24 protein-coding genes are annotated in these 22,649 nt (G+C 71.4%); 2 read left to right on the plus strand and 22 right to left on the minus strand.

The features are described 5' to 3' along the window. Window positions 1-56: 56 nt before the first annotated feature. The 12 genes from metK to pyrR all read right to left on the minus strand — a co-directional run bounded on the left by metK (window position 57) and on the right by pyrR (window position 12,550). Complete coding sequence (gene metK / locus ACFWX1_RS38955; RefSeq protein WP_378394904.1) at window positions 57-1,259, minus strand: methionine adenosyltransferase; 1,203 nt, start codon at window positions 1,257-1,259, stop codon at window positions 57-59. Between the two features lie 94 nt (window positions 1,260-1,353). Further along, entirely contained in the window at window positions 1,354-2,580 is a 1,227-nt protein-coding gene (gene coaBC, locus ACFWX1_RS38960; RefSeq protein ID WP_378394872.1) for a bifunctional phosphopantothenoylcysteine decarboxylase/phosphopantothenate--cysteine ligase CoaBC, read from the minus strand. After that, a complete protein-coding gene (rpoZ, locus tag ACFWX1_RS38965; RefSeq protein WP_345387155.1) occupies window positions 2,573-2,848 on the minus strand; it encodes a DNA-directed RNA polymerase subunit omega in 276 nt (91 codons plus the stop codon). The genes coaBC and rpoZ overlap by 8 nt, the downstream gene beginning before the upstream one ends. Further along, complete coding sequence (gene gmk, locus ACFWX1_RS38970; RefSeq protein WP_378394873.1) at window positions 2,845-3,501, minus strand: guanylate kinase; 657 nt, start codon at window positions 3,499-3,501, stop codon at window positions 2,845-2,847. Before gmk ends, rpoZ begins: the two co-directional genes overlap by 4 nt. After that, window positions 3,498-3,815: an integration host factor, actinobacterial type gene (gene mihF / locus ACFWX1_RS38975; protein ID WP_003096398.1), complete on the minus strand. Its 318-nt coding sequence runs from the start codon at window positions 3,813-3,815 to the stop codon at window positions 3,498-3,500. The genes gmk and mihF overlap by 4 nt, the downstream gene beginning before the upstream one ends. A 107-nt stretch (window positions 3,816-3,922) precedes the next feature. Further along, window positions 3,923-4,777, minus strand: coding sequence for an orotidine-5'-phosphate decarboxylase (pyrF, locus tag ACFWX1_RS38980; RefSeq protein WP_378394874.1), 855 nt, complete (start codon window positions 4,775-4,777; stop codon window positions 3,923-3,925). Further along, window positions 4,774-8,088 carry a carbamoyl-phosphate synthase large subunit gene (carB, locus tag ACFWX1_RS38985; RefSeq protein ID WP_378394875.1) on the minus strand — a complete coding sequence of 1,105 codons (3,315 nt, stop codon included), beginning with the start codon at window positions 8,086-8,088 and terminating at the stop codon, window positions 4,774-4,776. The genes pyrF and carB overlap by 4 nt, the downstream gene beginning before the upstream one ends. After that, window positions 8,088-9,224, minus strand: coding sequence for a glutamine-hydrolyzing carbamoyl-phosphate synthase small subunit (gene carA, locus ACFWX1_RS38990; RefSeq protein ID WP_378394876.1), 1,137 nt, complete (start codon window positions 9,222-9,224; stop codon window positions 8,088-8,090). Before carA ends, carB begins: the two co-directional genes overlap by 1 nt. Then, window positions 9,221-9,724: a transporter gene (locus ACFWX1_RS38995; RefSeq protein WP_378394877.1), complete on the minus strand. Its 504-nt coding sequence runs from the start codon at window positions 9,722-9,724 to the stop codon at window positions 9,221-9,223. The genes carA and ACFWX1_RS38995 overlap by 4 nt, the downstream gene beginning before the upstream one ends. Then, on the minus strand, window positions 9,724-11,013 hold the full coding sequence (locus tag ACFWX1_RS39000; protein ID WP_378394878.1) for a dihydroorotase: 1,290 nt from the start codon (window positions 11,011-11,013) through the stop codon (window positions 9,724-9,726). Before ACFWX1_RS39000 ends, ACFWX1_RS38995 begins: the two co-directional genes overlap by 1 nt. Next, on the minus strand, window positions 11,010-11,945 hold the full coding sequence (locus ACFWX1_RS39005; protein ID WP_378394879.1) for an aspartate carbamoyltransferase catalytic subunit: 936 nt from the start codon (window positions 11,943-11,945) through the stop codon (window positions 11,010-11,012). Before ACFWX1_RS39005 ends, ACFWX1_RS39000 begins: the two co-directional genes overlap by 4 nt. Beyond that, window positions 11,942-12,550 carry a bifunctional pyr operon transcriptional regulator/uracil phosphoribosyltransferase PyrR gene (gene pyrR / locus ACFWX1_RS39010; protein WP_378394881.1) on the minus strand — a complete coding sequence of 203 codons (609 nt, stop codon included), beginning with the start codon at window positions 12,548-12,550 and terminating at the stop codon, window positions 11,942-11,944. Before pyrR ends, ACFWX1_RS39005 begins: the two co-directional genes overlap by 4 nt. A gap of 260 nt (window positions 12,551-12,810) precedes the next feature. Here pyrR and ACFWX1_RS39015 point away from each other — a divergent pair, with 260 nt between their 5' ends. Beyond that, window positions 12,811-13,299 (plus strand): transcriptional regulator, encoded by a 489-nt coding sequence (locus ACFWX1_RS39015; protein WP_003096372.1) that lies wholly within the window; start codon window positions 12,811-12,813, stop codon window positions 13,297-13,299. A 61-nt stretch (window positions 13,300-13,360) separates the two neighbouring features. On the opposite strand, the gene nusB is transcribed toward ACFWX1_RS39015, so the two are convergent. From nusB to ACFWX1_RS39030, 3 genes are read right to left on the minus strand one after another with little or no spacing between them, the layout of a single operon-like run. Then, the gene (gene nusB, locus ACFWX1_RS39020; RefSeq protein WP_378394882.1) at window positions 13,361-13,819 is read right to left on the minus strand and encodes a transcription antitermination factor NusB; all 459 of its coding nucleotides are present in this window, start codon (window positions 13,817-13,819) and stop codon (window positions 13,361-13,363) included. Next, window positions 13,819-14,382 carry an elongation factor P gene (gene efp / locus ACFWX1_RS39025; protein ID WP_378394883.1) on the minus strand — a complete coding sequence of 188 codons (564 nt, stop codon included), beginning with the start codon at window positions 14,380-14,382 and terminating at the stop codon, window positions 13,819-13,821. The genes nusB and efp overlap by 1 nt, the downstream gene beginning before the upstream one ends. A gap of 39 nt (window positions 14,383-14,421) precedes the next feature. Further along, window positions 14,422-15,519: a M24 family metallopeptidase gene (locus ACFWX1_RS39030; RefSeq protein ID WP_378394884.1), complete on the minus strand. Its 1,098-nt coding sequence runs from the start codon at window positions 15,517-15,519 to the stop codon at window positions 14,422-14,424. 137 nt (window positions 15,520-15,656) lie between these two features. On the opposite strand from ACFWX1_RS39030, the gene ACFWX1_RS39035 reads away from it, so the two are divergent. Next, complete coding sequence (locus ACFWX1_RS39035) at window positions 15,657-16,067, plus strand: hypothetical protein (protein ID WP_378394905.1); 411 nt, start codon at window positions 15,657-15,659, stop codon at window positions 16,065-16,067. Here ACFWX1_RS39035 and ACFWX1_RS39040 read toward each other — a convergent pair. The 7 genes from ACFWX1_RS39040 to ACFWX1_RS39070 form a co-directional block, all read right to left on the minus strand. Further along, the gene (locus ACFWX1_RS39040) at window positions 16,037-17,548 is read right to left on the minus strand and encodes a beta-xylosidase (protein WP_378394885.1); all 1,512 of its coding nucleotides are present in this window, start codon (window positions 17,546-17,548) and stop codon (window positions 16,037-16,039) included. The two genes, ACFWX1_RS39035 and ACFWX1_RS39040, sit on opposite strands and share 31 nt — an antisense overlap. Before the next feature lie 52 nt (window positions 17,549-17,600). Further along, window positions 17,601-18,497, minus strand: coding sequence for a GNAT family N-acetyltransferase (locus ACFWX1_RS39045; protein ID WP_378394886.1), 897 nt, complete (start codon window positions 18,495-18,497; stop codon window positions 17,601-17,603). Further along, window positions 18,494-18,925: a type II 3-dehydroquinate dehydratase gene (aroQ, locus tag ACFWX1_RS39050; RefSeq protein WP_378394887.1), complete on the minus strand. Its 432-nt coding sequence runs from the start codon at window positions 18,923-18,925 to the stop codon at window positions 18,494-18,496. The genes ACFWX1_RS39045 and aroQ overlap by 4 nt, the downstream gene beginning before the upstream one ends. Then, window positions 18,922-20,028 carry a 3-dehydroquinate synthase gene (gene aroB, locus ACFWX1_RS39055; protein ID WP_378394906.1) on the minus strand — a complete coding sequence of 369 codons (1,107 nt, stop codon included), beginning with the start codon at window positions 20,026-20,028 and terminating at the stop codon, window positions 18,922-18,924. The genes aroQ and aroB overlap by 4 nt, the downstream gene beginning before the upstream one ends. Window positions 20,029-20,044: 16 nt before the next feature. Next, window positions 20,045-20,575, minus strand: a complete 531-nt coding sequence (locus ACFWX1_RS39060) for a shikimate kinase (protein WP_378394889.1) — start codon at window positions 20,573-20,575, stop codon at window positions 20,045-20,047. Beyond that, a complete protein-coding gene (gene aroC / locus ACFWX1_RS39065) occupies window positions 20,572-21,759 on the minus strand; it encodes a chorismate synthase (RefSeq protein ID WP_378394890.1) in 1,188 nt (395 codons plus the stop codon). Before aroC ends, ACFWX1_RS39060 begins: the two co-directional genes overlap by 4 nt. A gap of 73 nt (window positions 21,760-21,832) precedes the next feature. Then, window positions 21,833-22,507 carry a prepilin peptidase gene (locus ACFWX1_RS39070; protein ID WP_378394891.1) on the minus strand — a complete coding sequence of 225 codons (675 nt, stop codon included), beginning with the start codon at window positions 22,505-22,507 and terminating at the stop codon, window positions 21,833-21,835. Window positions 22,508-22,649: the final 142 nt, after the last annotated feature.

Consider the following 22,649-nt stretch of genomic DNA (forward strand, 5'->3'; position numbering starts at 1 on the left):
CTCCTTCACAGCGTTGAGCGCTGTGAAGGAGGCCTTCACGGAACGGTCGGAAGCGATCAGGCGCCGGCGGCGGCCTTGAGGGCCTCGGCGCGGGCGGTGCTCTCCCACGGCAGGTCCAGGTCCGGACGGCCGAAGTGCCCGTACGCCGCGGTCGGCGCGTAGATCGGGCGCAGCAGGTCGAGGTCGCGGATGATCGCGGCGGGCCGCAGGTCGAAGACCTCGCTGATCGCCGCCTGGATCTTCGACGGGTCCACCGTCTCGGTCCCGAACGTCTCGACGAACAGGCCGACCGGCGCCGCCTTGCCGATCGCGTACGCGACCTGCACCTCGGTGCGCGTGGCCAGGCCCGCGGCGACGACGTTCTTGGCCACCCAGCGCATCGCGTACGCGGCCGAACGGTCCACCTTGGACGGATCCTTGCCGGAGAACGCGCCACCGCCGTGCCGCGCCATCCCGCCGTAGGTGTCGACGATGATCTTGCGCCCGGTCAGCCCGGCGTCACCCATCGGGCCGCCGATGACGAAGCGGCCGGTCGGGTTCACCAGCAGCCGCACGTTCGCGGTGTCGAGGCCCAGTTCGGCGAGCTCCGGGGCGACGACGTGCTCCTTGACGTCCACGCCGAGCATCCGGTCGAGATCGATGCCCTCGGCGTGCTGCGTCGAGACGACCACGGTGTCCAGCCGCACCGGCTGGTCGCCCGCGTACTCGATGGTCACCTGGGTCTTGCCGTCCGGGCGCAGGTACGGCAGGACGCCGTCCTTGCGGACCGCCGACAGCCGCCGCGAGAGCCGGTGCGCCAGCGCGATCGGCAGCGGCAGCAGCTCGGGGGTGTCCGAGCAGGCGTAGCCGAACATCAGGCCCTGGTCGCCGGCGCCCTGGCGGTTGATCTCGTCCTCGTCGGACTCGACCCGCGACTCGTACGCGGTGTCGACGCCCTGCGCGATGTCGGGCGACTGGGAGCCGATCGCGACGTTCACGCCGCAGGAGTTCCCGTCGAAGCCCTTGGCCGAGGAGTCGTAGCCGATCCGCAGGATGACGTCGCGCACGATGGTCGGGATGTCGGCGTAGGCCTCGGTGGTCACCTCGCCCGCGACGTGGACCTGACCGGTCGTGATGAGGGTTTCCACGGCGACCCGGCTGCGCGGGTCCTTGGACAGCAGACCGTCCAGGATCGAGTCGCTGATGGCGTCGCAAATCTTGTCGGGGTGCCCTTCGGTCACGGACTCCGACGTGAACAATCTGCTGGTGGACGCGGTCACGGTGGCAGTCACTTCCTCACCTCGACGACGGATACCCGGAGAGTTAGGTACCCCTTACCCGGCTCCAGCCTACTGAGTTCGGCTGGAGCGCCGGTCAACGATTGATTAAGCCCACAACAGCGTCCCACACTGTGGCCGCCAGTTGCGCTTTCGCGCCCAAGGGGATGGGCCTTTCGGTACCGTCCGCGGCCAGCAGCCAGCCGGAGTTGTCCTCCGTCTCGAACGCCTTGCCGTCCCCCACCGCGTTGACCACCAGCAGGTCGGCACCCTTGCGCTTCAGTTTTACCCGGGCGTGGTCGAGAACGCTGCCGTGTTCGTCGCCGGTTTCCGCCGCGAAGCCCACCACGAGCTGCCCGGCGCGCCGCGAACGGACCAGTTCGGCGAGAATGTCCGGATTCCGGTCCAGGGTGATGACCGGGTCCGGCAGGTCGTCGGACTTCTTGATCTTCACATCGGCCTTGGTCGCGGGCCGGAAATCGGCGACCGCGGCGGCCATCACGACGACGTCGGCCGACGCGGCCTCGGCGTGCATGACCTCGCGCAGCTCCAGCGCTGTCGACACGTGCCGCACGGTCGCGCCCGCGGGATCCGGCAGCGCCACCGTGTGCCCGGCGACCAGCGTGACCTCGGCGCCGCGCTGCGCGGCGACCCTGGCCAGCGCGTAGCCCTGCTTGCCCGAGGACCGGTTGCCGAGATAGCGCACCGGGTCGAGTGGTTCGCGGGTGCCGCCCGCGGAGATGACCACCCGGACGCCTTCGAGGTCGCGGGGCAGCGCGTCCGGCACGGCGAGCAGCAGCCGGGCGAGGTCGACGATCTCGGCCGGGTTCGCGAGCCTGCCCTTGCCGGTGTCGACGCCGGTCAGCCTGCCCGAATCCGGCTCGGTGACGATCGCCCCGCGCGAGCGCAGCAGCGCCACGTTGTCGCGGGTGGCGGGGTGCTCCCACATCTCGGTGTGCATCGCCGGGAAGAAGACCACCGGGCACCGGGCGGTGAGCAGGGTGTTGGTCAGCAGATCGTCCGCGATGCCGTGCGCGGCCTTGGCGAGCAGGTTCGCCGTGGCCGGGACCACGAGCACCAGATCGGCTTCCTTGCCGACGCGGACGTGCTGCACTTCGGGCACTTCGGTGAACACACCGGTGTGTACCGGCTGACCGGACAGTGCCTCGAAGGTGGCCGCGCCGACGAAGTTCAGCGCGGCTTCCGTGGGCACCACGCGGACCTCGTGACCGGACTCGGTCAGGCCGCGCAGCACCTCACAGGCCTTGTAGGCGGCGATCCCGCCGCCCACGCCCAGGACGACCCTGGGCCTGCGGTCACTCACCCTCGGTGTGCTCGAGCAGCCCGCCGTGGATCTCGCGCAGCGCGATCGAGAGCGGCTTCTCCCGGGGACCGGGCTCGACCAGCGGGCCGACGTACTCCAGCAGGCCCTCGCCCAGCTGGGCGTAGTAGTCGTTGATCTGCCGGGCACGCTTGGCCGAGTAGATCACCAGCGCGTACTTGGAGCTGACCTTCTCGAGCAGGTCGTCGATCGGCGGGTTGGTGATGCCTTCGAGCTCTTCGTGAATGCCGAGCGTGGACGTGGTCGTCACTCGTGGTGCTCCGAATCTTCAAGGTTCTGGTCGCCGGTTATCAAGTTTAGCAACCGCTCAGCGGCCTCTCGCACGTCGGCGTTCACGAGCCGTACGTCGAACTCCCCGGCGGCGGCCAGTTCGCGCTCGGCCTCGGCCAGCCGCGCCTGCACGGCGGCCTCGGATTCGGTGCCGCGCCCGGTCAGCCTGCCGACCAGTTCCTCCCAGGACGGCGGCATGAGCATCACCAGCCGAGCCTCCGGCATCGCCCGGCGGACCTGCCGCGCGCCCTGCAGTTCGATCTCCAGCACCGCGGGCCTGCCGTCGGCGAGCGCCTTCTCCACCGGCTCGCGCGGGGTGCCGTAGCAGTTGCCCGCGAACTCGGCGTGTTCCAGGAGCCTGCCCTCGGCGACCATGACGTCGAACTCGGCCCGGTCGACGAAGTGGTAGTGCCGTCCTTCGACCTCGCCGGGACGTGGCTTCCGCGTCGTCACCGAAACGCTGTAGTAGATCTCGGGGGCCAGCTCGCGCAGCTGCCCCACCACACTCGACTTCCCGACCCCCGACGGCCCCGATACGACCGTGAGCCGGTGCCGGGAGCTCTCCCCCGCCACCGGCTCACTGCCGCGGTCGGCGCCCCGGATCACCGGGTTGTCCTGACCGACGCCGCTCACTCGCCGCTGAACTCGGCCAGCAGCGCCTTGCGCTGCCGGTCGCCGAGCCCGCGGAGCCTGCGGCTGGGCGCGATCTCCAGTCGTTCCATGGTCTGCTGGGCACGGACCTTGCCGACGCCGGGGAGGGCCTCGAGCAGAGCCGACACCTTCATCTTGCCGAGGACTTCGTTCTCCTCGGCCTGCTTCAGCACGTCGACCAGAGTGGTACCGCCCCGCTTCAGCCGCTCCTTCAGCTCAGCACGGATGCGGCGGGCGGCGGCGGCCTTCTCCAGCGCCGCAGCGCGCTGTTCCTCTGTCAGCTGGGGAAGTGCCACGTTTTCCTCCGGTAGTTCTCAAATCTGGGTGGGTGACGCGACGGTACCCACCCGCGAGCACCGCCCACAATGCGGGGGTGCTGGTCCCACGCCGATTCCGGGGCCTGCTATTGGCCGTTTTCCTGCGGTCCGGCGAGTAGTTCGCGATTCCGGCGGACCGCTGTTCGCAGCGCCGCCGCGTCCGGCCCGTGCTTCAGGATGTCCCGCGAAGACGCCGGAAGCACGCCCTTCGCGAGCAGCGCGTCCCCGAAAACAGCCCGTAAATCGGCCACAGTGGCGCCCTGAGCCCCGAAACCCGGTGCCAGGACCGGACCGTTCAACGCGGCCAGTTCGAGCTCTCCAGGCGCGATCGTGGCCCCGACGACCACCCCGGCGTCCCCGAGCGGCGCGACGCCGTCGTTCAGCGCCGCGGCGGTGTCGACGATGCTCTGCGCGACCGTCCTGCCGTCCGGCAGTTGCGCACTCTGCAAGGCGTGTGCCTCGGGGTTCGACGTCCGCGCGAGCACGAACACGCCCCGGCCCGCCGCGCGGGCGGTGGCCACGCACTGCTCCAGAGAGCCGAATCCGAGGTACGGCGACACGGTGATCGCGTCGGCCGCGATCGCCGCGCCGTCGGCCACGTAGGCGGCCGTGTAGGCCTCCATGGTGGAGCCGATGTCCCCGCGCTTGACGTCGAGCAGCACCAGTGCCCCGGCATCGGCCGCGAGCGTGACGACCCGCTCCAATACGGCGACGCCGGCGGCTCCGAACGCCTCGAAGAACGCCGACTGCGGCTTGACGATCGCGGTTTCCGCGGCCAGCACCTCGGTGGCGCCGAGCGCGAACCGTTCCAGCCCGCTCGCGTCGGCAGGCAGGCCCCACGCCTCGATCAGGCCGGGGTGCGGGTCGATCCCGGCGCAGAGCGGGCCCCGCGCCGAGATCGCCTTCGCCAGCCGCGCGCCGAACCGCTCGGGCGCGCTCACGACTGGGCCTTCAGCGCGGCCTGCAGGTGCTGCAGCGACCGGACCCCGATGTCACCCCGGATGAGTGCCTCGATGCCGTGCACGGCCGCCGCGGCGCCCTGCACGGTGGTGACGCACGGGATGTCCCGGGACACCGCCGCGGTACGGATTTCGTAGCCGTCGACCCGCGGACCGCTGTTTCCATACGGAGTATTGATGACCATGTCGACGCCGCCGTCGAGGATGACGTCCACGATGTTCTGCACGGAGTCGGTCGATCCCTCGGAGTACTTGCGCACGACCGTGCAGGGAATTCCGTTGCGCCGCAACACTTCCCCGGTGCCCGCGGTGGCGAGGACCTCGAAGCCGAGGTCGGCGAGCCGCTTGATCGGGAACACCATCGACCGCTTGTCCCGGTTGGCCACCGACACGAACACGCGCCCGGAGGTCGGCAAGGAACCGTAAGCGCCGGACTGGGATTTCGCGAACGCCTTGCCGAACGAGACGTCGACGCCCATGACCTCACCGGTGGACTTCATCTCCGGGCCGAGCAACGAATCGACGCCGTGTCCCTCGGGGGTGCGGAAGCGGTGGAAGGGCAGCACGGCTTCCTTGACCGCGACCGGCGAATCCGCGGGCAGGTGCCCGCCGTCGCCGTCGGCGGGCAGGATGCCCGCGGCGCGCAGGTCCTTGATCGAGGAGCCGGTCATGATGCGCGCGGCGGCCTTCGCCAGCGGCACCGCGGTCGCCTTGGACACGAACGGGACGGTGCGCGAGGCACGCGGGTTCGCTTCCAGGACGTAGAGGACGTCGTCCTTGAGGGCGTACTGGACGTTGAGCAGCCCGCGCACGCCGACGCCGCGGGCGATCGCCTCCGTGGAGCGCCGCACGGCCTGCAGGTCGGTCTGGCCGAGGGTGATCGGCGGCAGCGCGCAGGACGAGTCGCCGGAGTGGATCCCGGCCTCCTCGATGTGTTCCATCACACCGCCGAGGTAGAGCTCCTCGCCGTCGAACAGCGCGTCGACGTCGATTTCGATGGCGTCGTCGAGGAACCGGTCCACCAGCACGGGGTGTTCCGGCGTGACCTCGGTGGCGCGGCGGATGTAGCCGGCGAGGGATTCCTCGTCGTAGACGATCTCCATGCCGCGGCCACCCAGGACGTAGGACGGGCGGACGAGCACCGGGTAGCCGATCTCGTCGGCGATCCGCTTGGCGCCCTCGAACGAGGTCGCGGTGCCGTAACGCGGCGCCGGCAGCCCGGCGTCGGTGAGGACCTCGCCGAACGCGCCGCGGTCCTCGGCGAGGTGAATCGCCTCGGGCGGCGTCCCGACCACCGGGACACCGGCGTCGGCCAGCCGCTTCGCCAGGCCGAGCGGCGTCTGCCCGCCGAGCTGGACGATGACCCCGGCGACCGTGCCGGAGGCCTGCTCGGCGTGCACGACTTCGAGGACGTCCTCGAAGGAGAGCGGTTCGAAGTACAGGCGGTCGGAGGTGTCGTAGTCGGTGGACACGGTTTCCGGGTTGCAGTTGACCATGACGGCCTCGAACCCGGCCTCGCGCAACGCGATCGCCGCGTGCACGCAGGAGTAGTCGAACTCGATGCCCTGCCCGATCCGGTTGGGCCCGGAGCCGAGGATGAGCACCTTGGGCTTGTCGGTCTGCGCCGTGATCTCGGACTGCGCTTCGGGGTCGGTCTCGTAGCAGGAGTAGTGATACGGCGTCTTGGCGGCGAACTCGGCCGCGCAGGTGTCCACGGTCTTGAACACCGGCCGCACGCCGAGCCGGTGCCGCAGCGCGCGGACGCCGTCCTCCCCGGCCAGTTCCGGGCGCAGCGCGGCGATCTGGCGGTCCGACAGCCCGGTCCGCTTGGCGCGGCGCAGCAGGTCGCCGTCGAGCACCGGGGCGTCCCGGACCTCGGCGCCGACCTCGCCGATCAGCGCGATCTGGTCGATGAACCACGGGTCGATGCCGGAGGCCTCGTGCACCTGCCCGACGGTGGCGCCGAACCGCAGCGCGCGCTCGACCTCGTAGAGCCGTCCCTCGTGCGGCACCCGCAGGGCGTCCAAAGTGGACTCCAGCGTGGCGCCCTCGGGGTCGGGCCTGGTCCAGAACCCGGTCGCCTTCGTTTCGATCGACCGCATCGCCTTGCCAAGGGCTTCGGGGAAACTGCGGCCGAACGACATCGCCTCGCCGACGCTCTTCATCGTCGTGGTCAGCGTCGGGTCCGCGCCGGGGAACTTCTCGAAGGCGAACCGCGGCACCTTCACCACGACGTAGTCCAGCGCGGGCTCGAACGACGCGGGGGTCTCGCCGGTGATGTCGTTGCGGATCTCGTCGAGGGTGTAGCCGATGGCGAGCTTCGCGGCGATCTTGGCGATCGGGAACCCGGTCGCCTTCGACGCCAGCGCGGAACTGCGCGACACGCGGGGGTTCATCTCGATGACGACCATCCGGCCGTCACGCGGGTTGATCGCGAACTGGATGTTGCAGCCGCCGGTGTCGACGCCGACCTCGCGCAGCACCGCGATGCCGACGTCACGCATCACCTGGTACTCGCGGTCGGTCAGCGTCATCGTCGGCGCCACGGTGACGCTGTCGCCGGTGTGCACGCCCATCGCGTCGACGTTCTCGATCGAGCACACGACCACGACGTTGTCGTGCTTGTCGCGCATCAGCTCGAGCTCGTATTCCTTCCAGCCGAGCACGCTCTCCTCGATGAGCACCTCGGTCACCGGCGACTCGGTGAGCCCGGTCGACGCCAGCCGCTCCAGGTCCTCGGCGGTGTGCGCCATGCCCGAGCCGAGCCCGCCCATGGTGAACGAGGGCCGGATGACCACCGGCAGGCCGAGCTCGGCCACCGTGGCGCGGACCTCGTCCATGTCGTGACAGACCCGGGAACGCGGGACCTCGGCGCCGATGGTGCGCACGATGTCCTTGAACTTCTGCCGGTCCTCACCACGCTGGATCGCGTCGATGTCCGCGCCGATCAGCTCGACGCCGTACTTTTCCAGCACCCCGCGCTCGTGCAGCGCCACCGCGCAGTTGAGCGCCGTCTGCCCGCCCAGCGTCGCCAGCAGCGCGTCGGGGCGCTCTTCCGCGATGACCTTCTCGACGAAGTCCGGGGTGACCGGCTCGATGTAGGTGGCGTCGGCGAACTCCGGGTCGGTCATGATCGTCGCCGGGTTGGAGTTCACCAGGCTCACGCGCAACCCCTCGGCCCGCAGCACCCGGCAGGCCTGGGTCCCGGAGTAGTCGAACTCCGCGGCCTGCCCGATCACGATCGGACCCGATCCGATCACCAGCACGTGCTGGATGTCAGTCCTCTTGGGCATTACTTGGCCTTCTTCTCCATCAGCTGAACGAATTCGTCGAAGAGCGGAGCCGCGTCGTGCGGACCGGCGGCCGCTTCGGGGTGGTACTGCACCGAAAACGCCGGGACGTCGAAGGCACGCACACCCTCGACCGTGTCGTCGTTCGGGCAGTAGTGCGAGATCTGCGCGGCGCCGTAGGGCGAGTCGAACCGCTGGCCCGGCTCGCCTTCCAGGGCGAAACCGTGGTTCTGCGCGGTGATCGCCACCCGCCCGGTCGCCACGTCGATCACCGGGATGTTGATCCCGCGGTGGCCGTAGCGCATCTTGTACGTCCCCAGGCCGAGCGCGCGGCCGAGGATCTGGTTGCCGAAGCAGATGCCGAACAGCGGGATTTCCCGCTCCAGCACCGATTTCGTCAGCGCCGTCGCGTGCGCGGTGGTCGCCGGGTCACCGGGACCGTTCGAGAGGAACACCCCGTCCGGCTCCAGCGCCAGCAGTTCGTCGACCGGCGTCGCCGAGGGCAGCACGTGCACCTCGATGCCGCGCGCGGTCATCAGCCGCGGCGTGTTCGACTTGATGCCCAGATCCAGCGCGGCGACCCGGAACCGGCGCTCGCCCTGCGCCTGCACGATGTACGGCTTGTCCGTGCTGACCTCGCCGGCCAGATCGGCGCCCTTCATCTCCGGGCTCGCCAGCACCTGCGCGACCATGTCCTCTGTGGACACCAGCGCGTCGCCGGAGAACACCCCCGCGCGCATCGCGCCCCGCTCCCGCAGGTGCCGGGTCAGCGACCGGGTGTCCACTTCGGAGATCCCGACCACACCCTGGCGCTCCAGCTCGTCGTCCAGCGAGCGCGTGGCCCGCCAGTTCGACGGCGTCCGCGCGGGATCGCGGACCACGTAACCGGAAACCCAGATCCGCGCCGACTCGTCGTCCTCGTCGTTCCAGCCGGTGTTGCCGATCTGCGGCGCGGTCTGCACCACGATCTGCCGGTGGTAGGACGGGTCGGTCAACGTCTCCTGGTAGCCCGTCATGCCGGTGCAGAACACCGCCTCGCCGAGCGTCCGCCCGCGCGCGCCGTAGGCCGCGCCGCGGAACACCCGGCCGTCTTCCAGTACCAGCGCGGCCGGGGTACGGGCGCCGTTCGCGGTGCTCACTGGGCACCTCCCTTGATGTCGTGATCGGAAAGCTGGTCGATCCACTGTGGATAGTCGTCGAGGTCGTCGCCGCGGAAGCCGGTGTCGAGATCGACGTCACCGAGCCGCCAGGTGAGGACGAGCAGCGCGTCGGTGCCCATCACCTTCCCGGCGATCGCCTTGTCCCGGCGGATCCCGGTGACCGACGCGCGCGGGATCCAGAAGTCCGGGCCGCCGGAGCGCTCGATCGCGACGCCGCCGGGGTGCAGCCGCCAGATCGCGCTCGTGCGCAGCCCGGCGCCGCGGGTGACGACGCGGTTCTGCCAGTGCCCCGCGAAGATCGTGCTGACGTAGAGCCCTTGGGACTCCAGCAGCACCTCGCCGGGCTCGGCGGGGATCTCGGGGAACGGCGGCACCTGGACGCTCTGCGCGCGCGACTTGCGCCGCCAGCCGATCCAGAAGCCCCACAGGCACAGCAGGAAGAAGACGACGAGCGCGAGCGTGAGGAGAAGCCGTTCCATTACCCGATCTTCCCTTCCCGCGCGGTGATCCGCCCGCGCAAGAGCGTGGCGGTCACCACGCCGGGCAAGCGCATTCCCTCGTACGGGGTGTTGGCCGAGATGCTGGCCAGCTCGGGCCCGCTCACGGTCCACTCCGCGTCCGGGTCGACCAGCGTGAGGTTGGCGGGCTCCCCCACCTCGATCGGACGGCCCTGATCGGGCAGGTTCCCGATCTCCGCGGGCCGTTCGCTCATGACGCGGGCCACGCCCCGCCAGTCGAGCAGCCCGGTGCGGACCATGGTCTCGGCCACAATGGACAGTGCGGTCTGCAGGCCGAGCATGCCCGGCCGCGCCGCGCTCCACTCGCAGTCCTTGTCCTGCACCGCGTGCGGCGCGTGGTCGGTGGCCACGCAGTCGATGACGCCCTCGGCCAGCGCGGCACGCAGCTTTTCGGCGTCGACCTCGGTACGCAGCGGCGGGTTGACCTTGTTCACCGGGTCGTAGCTCGCGAGCCGTTCGTCGGTGAGCAGCAGGTGGTGCGGGGTGACCTCGGCGGACACCTTCGTGCCGCGGTCCTTGGCCCAGCGCAGGACGTCGGCGGTGCCCGACGTCGAGACGTGGCACACGTGCAGCCGCGCCCCGGCGTGGAAGGCGAGCAGGCAGTCCCGGGCGACGATCGACTCCTCGGCCGAGGCGGGCCAGCCGGTGTAGCCCAGCCGTGCCGCGCGCTCGCCCTCGTGGGCCTGCGCGCCGACGGTCAGCCGCGGCTCCTCGGCGTGCTGCGCGATCACGACGTCCAGCGAGGTGGAGTACTCCAGCGCCCGGCGCATCAGCAGCGGGTCGGCCACGCACAGGCCGTCGTCGGAGAACACCCGGACCCCCGCCGCGGACCGGTTCATCGTGCCCAGTTCGGCGAGCTTCTCGCCCTTGAGCCCGACGGTGACCGCGCCGACCGGGTGCACGTCGACCAGCCCGATCTCCTGGCCGCGCCGCCAGACGTGCTCGACGACGACCGCGTTGTCGGCGACCGGATCGGTGTTGGCCATGGCGAACACGGCGGTGTACCCGCCGAGCGCGGCGGCGGCGGAACCGGTCTCGATCGTCTCGGTGTCCTCGCGGCCCGGCTCGCGCAGGTGGGTGTGCAGATCGACGAACCCGGGCAGCAGCACCTGGCCCTTGGCGTCGATCAACTCCACGCCGTCGGCCGCCTTGACCGAGCCGATGGCGGTGATCACCCCGTCCTCGACGAGGACGTCGACCGGGTCGCCTTCCCCGTACGGGCGGGCACCCTTGATCAGCACGGGGCTCACGCGATGTTCCCTTCTTCGCTGGCGAGCAGGTGATACAGCACGGCCATCCGCACGTGGACGCCGTTGCGGACCTGTTCGGTGATGACCGAGGCCGGGGAGTCGGCGACCACCGAGGCGATCTCCATCCCGCGCAGCATCGGCCCGGGGTGCAGCACGAGCGCGTGCTCCGGCAGCAGCTTCATGCGCTTCTCGTTGAGGCCGTAGGCGATCGAGTACTCCCGCGCCGACGGGAAAAAGCCCCCGTGCATGCGTTCGGCCTGCACCCGCAGCATCATCACCGCGTCGACCGCGGGCAGTTCGGCGTCCAGATCGTGCGAAACGGTGACCGGCAAGCTCTCGACGCCGTAGGGCAGCAGCGTCGGCGGGGCCACCAGGACCACCTCGGCGCCCAGTGTCGAGAGCAGGTGGATGTTCGAGCGCGCGACCCGGCTGTGCAGCACGTCGCCGACGATCGCGATCCGGCGGCCGTTCAGCGAGCCGAGGCGTTCGCGCAGGGTGGCGGCGTCGAGCAGGGCCTGTGTCGGGTGCTCGTGCGTACCGTCCCCGGCGTTGACGACCGCGGTGCCCGCCTCGGCCAGCCAGCCGGACAGCCGCTGCGCGGCGCCGGAGGCGGGGTGGCGGATGATCACGCAGTCGGCGCCCGCGGCGGCGAGGGTGAGCGCGGTGTCGCGCAGCGATTCGCCCTTGTTCACCGAGGAGCTGGACGCCGAGACGTTGATCACGTCCGCGCTCATCCACTTCCCGGCGATCTCGAACGACACCCTGGTGCGGGTCGAGTTCTCGTAGAACAACGTGACGACGGTGCGGCCGCGCAACGTCGGCAGCTTGCGGACCTCGCGGCCGAGCAGGGTGTGCTTCAGCTCGTCGGCGGTGTCCAGGATCGCGGTGGCCTGCGCCGCGTCCAGTCCGTCGGTGGCGAGCAGGTGTTTCACTGAGCCTCTCCTGATGCTTCAGCGGGGCGGAGCAGGACCGCGTCCCGGCCGTCCGTTTCGGACAACAGCACGGACACGCCCTCGGCGCGGGCGGTGGGCACGTTCTTGCCCACGTAGTCGGCCCGGATGGGCAGCTCGCGGTGGCCGCGGTCGACCAGCACCGCCAGCTGGACCGCGCGCGGGCGGCCGTGATCGCGCAGCGCGTCGAGGGCGGCGCGGATGGTGCGGCCGGAGAACAGCACGTCGTCGACCAGGATCACCACCCGGTCGTCGATGCCGGCGGGCGGCAGCTGGGTCTGCTCCAGCGCGCGCGGCGGGCGGCGGCGCAGATCGTCGCGGTAGAGGGTGACGTCGAGGGCGCCCGTGGGCGGGCGGATGCCGGAGAACTCGGCCACGCGCCCGGCCAGCCTGGCGGCCAGCGGCGTCCCCCGGGTGGGAATGCCGAGCAACACCGGCGGCGGAGCGGTTCCCTCGTGCCCGGAACCGAGCGCGGTCTTCTCGATGACCTGATGGGCCATCCGGGCGATGGTGCGCGCGACGTCACCGGCCGACAGGAGCTCGCGCTCCCCGGCCGGGCCTGCCGCGCCACGCGGACGTGACGACACAGCGGACTCCTTCCCCGCCTCGCTGGACGGGTCCTTAAAGGACGTCGATCTCCTGCTTACCGAGGAAATCGCACCGACAGTAGCAGGAGGACCCGCTCAGCCTTACGGGTGGTGTCCCGCACTCCGCCACCAGGTCGGACAACCTTCTGCTTGACCTGGTGACAACTATGCGTAACCATTACTCTGAGTATTCGACTCGAGAAGTCCCCTGGACCGGTCATCCCGGCCGGGCAGGGGGTGAAGAAACGGAGAACCACCAGATGGGCGATTACGCCAAGGCGCTCGGGGCCAAGCTCCGCGGTATCCGCCAGCAACAGGGCCTGTCCCTGCACGGGGTCGAGCAGAAGTCCGGCGGCCGCTGGAAGGCCGTCGTCGTCGGCTCGTACGAGCGTGGCGATCGAGCCGTCACCGTCCAGAAGCTGGCCGAGCTGGCCGACTTCTACGGCGTGCCGGTGGTCGAACTGCTGCCGGAGGGCCGGGTACCGTCGGGTGCCGAGCCCGCCACCAAGATCGTCATCAACCTGGAGCGGCTCCAGCAGCTGCCCGCCGAGAAGGTCGGCCCGCTCGCCCGCTACGCGGCCACCATCCAGAGCCAGCGCGGCGACTACAACGGCAAGGTGCTGTCCATCCGCACCGAGGACCTGCGGTCGCTGGCCATCATCTACGACATGACCCCCGGCGAGCTCACCGAGCAGCTCATCGACTGGGGCGTTCTCCCGCCCGAGGCCCGTCCCTCGAAGGAGGACTGATCGGGCTCTGCTTGAGCGTTTTCGGTTGTGGGGAACCGAAAACGCTCAAGCACGTGGTGGCTCAGAGCACCGCGCGGAGGCGGTCGGCGATGGTGCCGATGCGGCCGAGGACCCCGTTGACGAACCGGGGCGAGTCGTCGGTGGAAAGCGCCTTCGCGAGTCCGACGGCCTCGTCGATGGCGACCGCGTCGGGCACGTCCGCCGACCAGAGCATCTCGTAGATCCCGACCCGCAGCACCGCGAGGTCCACCGGCGGCATCCGCTCCAGCGTCCAGCCGTGCGAGTGCTCCGCGAGCAGCTCGTCGATCTGCTCGCGCCGCCCGGTGACCCCTTCGACCAGTTCGATCGTGTAGTCCCCGATCGGGTCGACCTCGACCGCGCCGACCCGCTCGGACAGCAGCGTGACCGCGTCGGTCTCCCGCTGCCCGGCTTCGTACAGCATTTCCACGGCCCGCTGCCGGGCCTGGCGGCGGCTGATCGGCCCGCCGCGCTTCGGTTTCGGGTTAGGCGTCCCGTCCATCAGCTGGAGACGCGGCCCAGATAGCGGCCGTCACGGGTGTCGACCTTGATCTTCTCGCCGGTGGTCAGGAACAGCGGGACCTGGATCTCCGCGCCCGTCTCCAGGGTGGCCGGCTTGGTGCCGCCGGTGGAGCGGTCGCCCTGCAGGCCGGGGTCGGTGTGCTGCACGACCAGCTCGACCGAGGTCGGCAGCTCGATGTAGAGCGGGTTGCCCTCGTGCACCGCGACCTGGACCTCGGTGTTCTCGAGCAGGTAGTTCGCGTTGTCCCCGACGATCTCGGCCAGCACGGTGATCTGGTCGTAGGTGTCGCCGTCCATGAAGACGAAGTCGGCGCCGTCCTTGTAGAGGTAGGTCATGTTCCGGCGGTCGACGGTCGCGGTGTCCACCTTCGTGCCCGCGTTGAACGTCTTGTCGACGACCTTGCCGGTCAGCACGTGCTTGAGCGTGGTGCGGACGAACGCGCCGCCCTTGCCCGGCTTCACGTGCTGGAACGCGGTGACGGTCCACAGCTGGCCCTCGAGGTTGAGGACGAGCCCGTTCTTCAGGTCGTTGGTGGTGGCCACGAGCTTGCAGTCTCCTGTATCGGTGTTTCCTCGCGGTCGCTAGAGCTCCACGAGGTCCTTCGTGCTCTGGGTGAGGATCTCCGGCTCGCCGTCTCGCACGACGAGCGTGTCCTCGATGCGGACGCCACCCCGGCCCGCGAGGTAGACGCCGGGCTCGACGGTGACCGCCATACCGGCGGACAGTGTACCGACGCCCGTGGTAGCGAGGCTCGGCGCCTCGTGGACGTGCAGTCCGACGCCGTGTCCGAGACCGTGCCCGAAGTCGTCTCCGTGCCCCGCGCCGGCGATCACCGTCCGCGCCGCGGCGTCCACTTCGGACAGCACGGCGCCCGGCCGCACGGCCTCGGTCCCCGCCGCCTGCGCGCGGCGCACCAGGTCGTAGATCTCCCGCTGCCAGCCGGCGGGCTTGCCGAGCACGAACGTGCGGGTCATGTCGGAGTGGTACCCGTCGACGGTGGCGCCGAAGTCCAGCTTCACGAAGTCGCCCGCGGCCAGCACGGTGTCGCCGTACTGGTGATGCGGGATGGCCGAGTTCGCGCCGGTGGCCACGATCGACCGGAAGGAGGGCTCCGACGAGCCGTGCTCCAGCATCCGGTTCTCCAGGTCCCTGGCCACCTCGCGCTCGGTGCGGCCGGGCCGCAGGCCCCCGGCGGCGAGCAGATCGGCCAGCGCGCGGTCGGCCGCGGCACAGGCTTCGCGCAGCGCGGCGATCTCCGCGTCGTCCTTGATCAGCCGGAGCTGTTCGACCAGGTCGGGGGTGCGGACCAGCTCGACAGCGGCGAAACCGGCCTTCAGCGACTCGTGCTGTTCGACGCTGACGTGCTGGCTTTCGAACCCGATGCGGCCGTAAGTGCCGGGGGCGGCGGCCGCGCGGGTGGCGAGCGCCGCCGCGCTGGCACGCTCCAGCACGCGCTCGAGATCCGGGACCTCGGCCGCGGACTGGGTGTCGTAGCGGCCGTCGGTGCAGAAGACGGTGTGCTGCTCGCCCCCGGCGTGGACGAGCAGGGCGGCGTTCGATCCGGTGAACCCGGTCAGGTAACGGATGTTGGTGAGGTCGGTGACGAGGAGTGCGTCGACCCCGGCCTCGGAGAGCAGGCTGCGCAGCGCCGCGCGTCGGCGTGAATGGGTTTCAACCACGCCGCCAGCCTAGTGGTCCCGTCCCCCTCCTTTGGTGGTGTTCCTCCGCGCCCGGGGTATCCGGCGGCCCACACGCGATACCCACACGCGGCGCCTACACTGCGAAGATGCCTGGCTGGTTGACTCGCGGGTTGGTGATGGCGCTGGTGCACGGCGCCGCCGTCACGGTGCTCGCCAAGTACTCGGTGTATCACCCGACCGACCAGGCGTTCCCGATCTCGGTCGCGCTCGCGCTGCTGGTCGGCGCCGCCGCGCTGTGGAGTGCCGTGGACGCGTGGCTCGACCGCCCCGACCGCGGCCGGAACTGGTTCATCGCGGCACTGGTCACCGGGCCCCTCGCGGGGGTGCTCTACGTGATCGGGCGGGCGGTGTTCGTCGACCAGACCGGCACGTCCGAACTTCGCGGAGCGCTCACCGGCGGTGCCGCCTTCTCCGCGCTGCTCGTGCTGGTCCCCGCCGGGCTGGGGCTGTTCGTCGGCGCGCGGATCGGCCACGCCGCGCCCGGCAGGCGGGCCGCTCAGCCGCCGAGCGAGGAAGCGCGCGGGTAGCCGTCCCACCGCGCGGGCGGGATCTGGACCACCGCGGAGTCGTTGGCCGCCACGATCCCGGTGTCCGGCAGGCCCCACAGGATGTCCCGGTCCAGCAGGACGCCGAGCGGGCGTCCCTCCGCCTGCACGACCGTCGCCTCGGCCCGCAGCCGCGCGGCCAGCGGGAACCCCGCGGCGGGCGCGACCGGATGATCGGTGACCTGCCCGGCCAGCGCGACGGCCACGGCCCGCCGGTCGACGCGGACGAGCTTCCCGCCGCGCACGAGGTCCATGGTCCGCTCCGGCGAGGGCATCGCGAGCCCGTCGAAGGTGGTCGCGGTCCGCTCGGGGGTGGCGCAGCCCTTGGCGTCCAGCACGTCGAGCCCGAAATGCCGGAGCCCGGTCGGCGCGCCGGTGGCGTCGAGGCCGGTCGCGCGCACGACGTCGAGGGGCACCCGGTCGCAGGGGCCGGCGACGTCGAGCGGGGCGTGCCCGTCGGGGCGGCGGACGAGGCCGGGGCCCTCCTTCCAGTCCCCGCCGATGACCAGCGGACGGTAGGGCTGCTCGGTGAAGTCCCTGGTCCAGAACGTCAGGGTGGTGCCTTCGGCGGTCTCGTGGGCGATCACGAACGCGTCGAGCGCGCCCGACCACGTCAGGTCGGCGCTGAAGCCGTCCACGATCGACCGTTCCCGCGACGCGGTGGTGGACGGCACCGGGCCGAAGCCCTTCGGCCCGAGCGCCTCGACCCCGGCGGAGAACGCCGGATCGTGCGACCGGACGAGGAACTGGCCCGCCCCGTTCCAGCCCGCCGCCTTGCCGGTGGTGTCGGTGAACATCAGGTAGTACCAGCCGTCGAGGTACACCACCGAGGGCTGGCCCGCGCCGTAGACGTTGTCGCGGTGCACGTCGTGCGACGGCCCCAGGATGGGCCGCCCGCCCGCCGCCCGCGTCCAGTGCACCCCGTCCTGACTGGTCGCGAGGCCGACGGCGTTGCCGAGCGCGTGATCGCCCGCGGCGCCGGTGTAGTACAGGAAGTAGGTCGTACCGATCCGCAGCACCGACGGATCGCAGGTGTGCATCCCGTCGAATCCGCCCGGCGCGCCCGACAGCACCGCGGCGGGGGCACCGCCGTCCGGACCGGTGAAGGGTCCGTCGGCCGACGGACCCTCGGCGTAGAGGATGTCGTCACCGGGCGGCGGCGCGCTGCCGTACTGGCTGCACCACCACATCCGCGTGCGCCCGCCGTCGAGCATCACCGACGGGACGTAGTTGTAGACCGCGTCCTCGCCACCCGCGGCGACGACTCCGCCGCTCTGGCGAGGATTGCCGGCAGCCAGGCGGACGTCGGCCACCTTCGCCTGGCTCGGCGCCGTCTGCGCCACCGGTCTGTCCACTTGGGACTGTGCGTAGCCGTCGCTGCAGCCGGCGAGGACGACACAGCCGCAGACGACTGCGGAAAAGGCGCGGGCGACTCGCCTGCCCCCACGACGAATCGGGCGCACGATCGCCGAGTGTAGCGAGGTCTCACCTTGTCGAGTGACCCCCGCCAGTGGGTCACTCGATCGCGACGAGTTCGACCTCGAAGCCGTCCTCGTCCTCCAGGTACGCGGCGTAGTGTTCTTCGCCGCCCGCGTGGGGATAGCGGTCGGCGAACAACGGCCGCCAGCCGTGGTCCGCCGATTCGGCGGCGAGCACGTCCACCTGTGCCCGGGTGGCCACGTGCAGCGCGAGATGGTTCAGCCCCGGCCGCGTCCGCTCGTGCTCGGCGCCGCGCAGCGCGGGGGACTTCTCCATCACCAGGTAGCTCGGTCCCAGCCGCCAGCTGACGCCAGCGGGCCAGCGCTGGTATTCGCGCCAGCCGAGCGCGGTCAGCAGCCAGCCCCAGCCGCGTTCCGCGCGGGCGAGGTCGGGCACCCACAGTTCGATGTGGTGCGGACGGCCGTGCGCGGCAGGCAGGACGACCAGCACGCGGTGCGGTGCGCCGTAGTACTCGTCGCCACCGACGTCGAGAAAGCCTAGGCGCCGCAACACTTTCCGGCTCGCGGCGTGGTCTTCGCGCACGAGCGCCCACACCGCGGGCAGGCCGAGCGTGGCGAGCCCGTGGTCGAGCAGCGCCCGCACGGCCTCGGTCGCCAGGCCCTGTCCGCTGTGCCCGGCGGCGATGTAGTACCCGACTTCCGCGACCCCGCCCGGCAGCCGCCGCGACGGGCTCAGGTGTGCGATGCCGATGAGCTCGCCGTCGCGGTCGATCGCCCAGTGTCCCTGCCCGGCCGGGCCGTCGTAGGACAGGCGGCGGTCCATCATCGCGCGGAAGTGCGCCGGATCGCTCAGATCGTTCCCGAGGAACCGGCTCATCCCCGGATCGGCGAAGATCCGGGACGCCGCGGCGGTGTCCCCCTCGGTCAGCGCACGCAGCCGCAGCCGCGGGGTGACGATCTCGGGGACACTCACCGCGCGTTGTCGGCGAGCCAGCGCAGGGCGAGGCGGTAGCCGTCGACGCCGAGACCGGCGATGACGCCGGTGGCGATGTCCGAGAGCACGCTGTGGTGCCGGAACGGCTCGCGCTTGTGGACATTGGAGATGTGCAGTTCGAGCAGCGGCGCGGTGAGCTGGGCCGCCGCGTCGCGGACCGCGATCGAGTAATGCGTCCAGGCCCCGGCGTTGAGGACGACCGGGTTGCCGCCGTCGGCGGCCTCGTGCAGCCAGCCGACCAGCTCGCCCTCGTGGTCGGTCTGCCGGACGTCGACGTCGAGGCCCAGCTCGGTCCCGGTGTCGACACACAGCGCGATGAGGTCGTCGTGGGTGGTGGAGCCGTAGACGCCGGGCTCCCGCTTGCCGAGCCGTCCGAGGTTCGGCCCGTTGAAGACGAACACCTTCACAGCAGCACGCTCCCGCTGTTCTGTTCCCCGGCCGCGACCGCCGAGTACGCGGCGGCCAGCAACGCCGGGTCCGGGCCCTCCAGCCTGCCAGGCTTGGCGAGCCCGTCGAGGACGACGAAGCGCAGGACACCGGAGCGGGTCTTCTTGTCGCCCTTCATCGTCTCCAGCAGCTGCGGCAGCGCTGTCGGGTCGTAGGTGGTGGGCAATCCGAGCAGGCGCAGCACGGAGGCGTGCCGCTCGGCCGTCGCGTCGTCGAGCCGCCCGGCGAGCCGGGCCAGTTCGGCGGCGAACACGAGCCCGACGCTCACCGCCGCGCCGTGGCGCCAGCGGTAGCGCTCGCGGCGCTCGATGGCGTGGCCGAGGGTGTGCCCGTAGTTGAGGATCTCGCGTGGGCCCGACTCGCGCAGGTCGGCGGCGGCGACGCCGGCCTTGACCTGGATGGAGCGGCGGACCAGCTCAGCCAGCACGTCGCCGGTCGTGTCGACCGCGGCGGCCGGGTCGGCCTCGATGAGGTCGAGGATCTTCGGGTCGGCGATGAACCCGGTCTTGACGACCTCGGCCATCCCGGCGACGAGTTCGTTCGGCGGCAGCGTCTCGAGGGTGGCCAGGTCGACCAGGACCGCGTCCGGCTCGTGGAACACCCCGACGAGGTTCTTGCCTGCCTCGGTGTTGATGCCGGTCTTGCCGCCGACCGCGGCATCGACCATGCCGAGCAGCGTGGTCGGCACGTTGACCAGGCGCACCCCGCGCATCCAGGTGCCCGCGACGAACCCGGCGAGGTCGGTGACCGCGCCGCCGCCGAGGCCGACCACGACGCCTTGGCGATCGAGCCCGATGCGGCCGAGGACCTCCCAGCAGAAGCTCGCCACGGAGAGCGCCTTGCCGTCCTCCGCGTCGGGGATCTCGACGCGGTGGGCGTCGATCCCGGCCTCGATCAGCTCCTCGCGGACGGTCTCGGCCGTCGTGGTCAGCGTCGGCGGGTGGATCAGCGCGACCTTGGAGGCGTCGTTCAGCTGGGCGGTGAGCTCGTCGAGCAGACCGCGGCCGACCAGGACGTCGTACGGCTTCGCGGTGGCGACCGGGATACGGACCGGGTCGGACATCATGCTTCCTTCTTCGTCAGTGCGGCCGGTGCCCGGCGGCGAGCCCCTCGAGGCGGGCCACGAGCAGGTCCACCAGTTCTTCCGGGGTGCGCTCGTCGGTGTCGACCTCGATCGTGGCCACTTCGCGGTACACCGGGATCCGCGCGTCGAGCAGTGCCTTGTAGGTCGCCCGCGGGTTGACCCCGGCGAGCAGCGGGCGCGCGGTGGACAGCCCGGTGCGCTTGCTCCCCGCCGCCATCCCCACGTTGAGGAAGACGACGGTGTGCCCGGCCAGCCGCGCGCGGGTGCCGGGGGTGATCGGCGCTCCCCCGCCGAGCGACAGCACGCCGCCGTGTTCGGCGAGCGCCGTCGCGACGGCTTCTTCTTCCAACGCGCGGAAGGCGGGTTCGCCGTCTTCCGCGAAGATGTCGGAGATCGCGCGCCCGGCGCGGGCGACGATGTCGTCGTCGGTGTCGCGGAAGGCGACGCCGAGCCGGGCGGCCAGCAGCGGGCCGACCGTGCTCTTGCCCGAGCCCGGCGGTCCGACGACCACCGCGCGCGGGGTCACCAGCGCTCCTCGAGCGCCTTCAGGTAGGCCTGCGCGTTGCGCTTGCTCTCCTCGAGCGAGTCGCCGCCGAACTTCTCCAGCGCGGCGTCGGCGAGGACGAGCGCGACCACCGACTCCAGCACGACCCCGGCGCGCGGGACCGCGCAGACGTCGGATCGCTGGTGGATCGCGACGGCGGGCTCCCCGGTCGTGACGTCCACAGTGGACAGTGCTTTCGGGACGGTCGAGATCGGCTTCATGGCCACCCGCACGCGCAACGGCTCGCCGTTGGTGATGCCGCCCTCGAGCCCGCCCGCGCGGTTGGACCGCCGGGTGACCCCGACCGGCCCGGAGCCGCGGTCGATCTCGTCGTGGGCCTGGCTGCCCCAGCGACGCGCCGTGGTGAAGCCGTCCCCGACCTCGACACCCTTCATCGCCTGCACGCCCATGAGCGCGCCCGCGAGCCGGGCGTCGAGCCTGCGGTCCCAGTGCACGTGGGATCCGAGGCCCGGCGGGAGGTCGTAGGCGATCACCTCGATCACGCCGCCGACGGTGTCCCCCGCCTTCCGTACCGCGTCGACCTCGGCGACCATCGCCTCGGTGCCTTCCCTGCTGAAGGCGCGCACCGGGCTCTCGTCGATGGCGGGCAGGTCCGCCGCGGTGGGCAGCGGGCCCTCGGGGGCGTCGGCGCCGCCGATGGACACCACGTGGCTCAGGATCTCGATGCCGAGCAGCTGCCGCAGGTAATTGCGCGCCACCGTGCCCAGCGCCGTGCGCGACGCCGTCTCCCGCGCGCTCGCCCGCTCCAGCACCGGCCTGGCCTCGCTGAAGCCGTACTTCTGCATGCCGGGCAGATCGGCGTGCCCCGGCCGCGGCCGGGTGAGCGGCTCGTTGCGGGCGAGCCCGGCCAGCTCGTCCGGGTCCACCGGATCGGCCGCCATGACCTTTTCCCACTTGGGCCATTCGGCGTTCTCGATGTGGACCGCGATCGGGCCGCCCTGGGTGAGCCCGTGGCGCACCCCGCCGAGGAACTCGATGTGGTCGGTCTCGAAGCCCATGCGGGGACTGCGCCCGAAGCCGAGCCGGCGGCGGGCCAGCTGCTCGGTCACGTCCGTGGTCGTGACGCCCACACCGGCGACCATGCCCTCGAGCACGGCGGCGAGTGCGGGTCCGTGTGATTCACCCGCGGTGATCCAGCGCAACACCTGACAGATCCTGTCACGCCGCCACGACCGGGCGAGCAAGGACTCCCCTCCCGCGCGAGGCCGCCGTGCCCGGTCAGCCGGGTATCACCCCCGATCCGGCCGAGGGCAGGACCGCGCACAGCCAGGCCGCCGCGAGCAGGCCGGGCCCGTGCGGAACCCCGGGCGCCCGCCCGTGCGCGCTTCTGCGGCACATCGCCAGCGCCACGCTGAGCAGTGCCGCCACCACCGCGCCGAGGAGCACGGCGGGCCAGCCGACCGCGGCGAGCACGGCACCGAGGACGCCCGACAGCTTCACGTCACCCGCGCCCAGCGAACCGGGTGCCCGCAGGTGGATCAGCGCGTGCGCGCCCCCGAAGACCGCCGACCCGGCCAGTGCGCGGCCCGCCAGCGCCGGGCCGCCACCCGCCGCCGCGGCCGTGGCGATCACCGCCGCGAAGGCGGGGTAGGCGGACAGGGTGAGGACGTCGGGCAGCCGCAGATGACGCAGATCGGCCAGCGCCAGCGGGACGGCGAGGACGGTCAGCAGGCAGGGCACCGGGAGCCACCAGCCCGGCCAGCCGCCGGACTGCCAGCGCCAGCAGACCACGCCGAACCCCAGCGCCAGAAGCCCGGCCGCAAGCGGCACGGCGATGGGCGCGCCCGCCCGGCGCAGCAGGGCGGCGGTCGCCGGGGCCGTGGCCGCTCCGGCGACCGCGAACAGGAGAAGAAGCGGTCCGCAGTACACGTGATCCACGCTGCCCCTGGACATCTCACCAGCGCAAACCCCGGACGGCACGACTGGACCGCTCGTACCGTTCCGGCCCTTTCTTCACCCGTCCGGCCCAGCGTCGGCAGCCCGCGAGGCCGTGAAGGCCTCCTTCACAGCCCTGAGCGCCGGTAAGGAGGCCTTC

It is taken from the genome of Amycolatopsis sp. NPDC059021 (genome assembly GCF_042739895.1).
GTDB lineage: Bacteria > Actinomycetota > Actinomycetes > Mycobacteriales > Pseudonocardiaceae > Amycolatopsis.

Excerpts from the sequence above, each read along its gene's own strand:
- carB (WP_378394875.1), bottom strand. The coding sequence starts at position 8,088 with ATGCCCAAGAGGACTGACATCCAGCACGTGCTGGTGATCGGATCGGGT.
- ACFWX1_RS38995 (WP_378394877.1), bottom strand. The coding sequence starts at position 9,724 with ATGGAACGGCTTCTCCTCACGCTCGCGCTCGTCGTCTTCTTCCTGCTG.
- ACFWX1_RS39015 (WP_003096372.1), top strand. The coding sequence starts at position 12,811 with ATGGGCGATTACGCCAAGGCGCTCGGGGCCAAGCTCCGCGGTATCCGC.
- nusB (WP_378394882.1), bottom strand. The coding sequence starts at position 13,819 with ATGGACGGGACGCCTAACCCGAAACCGAAGCGCGGCGGGCCGATCAGC.
- ACFWX1_RS39035 (WP_378394905.1), top strand. The coding sequence starts at position 15,657 with ATGGCGCTGGTGCACGGCGCCGCCGTCACGGTGCTCGCCAAGTACTCG.
- aroB (WP_378394906.1), bottom strand. The coding sequence starts at position 20,028 with ATGTCCGACCCGGTCCGTATCCCGGTCGCCACCGCGAAGCCGTACGAC.
- ACFWX1_RS39070 (WP_378394891.1), bottom strand. The coding sequence starts at position 22,507 with ATGTCCAGGGGCAGCGTGGATCACGTGTACTGCGGACCGCTTCTTCTC.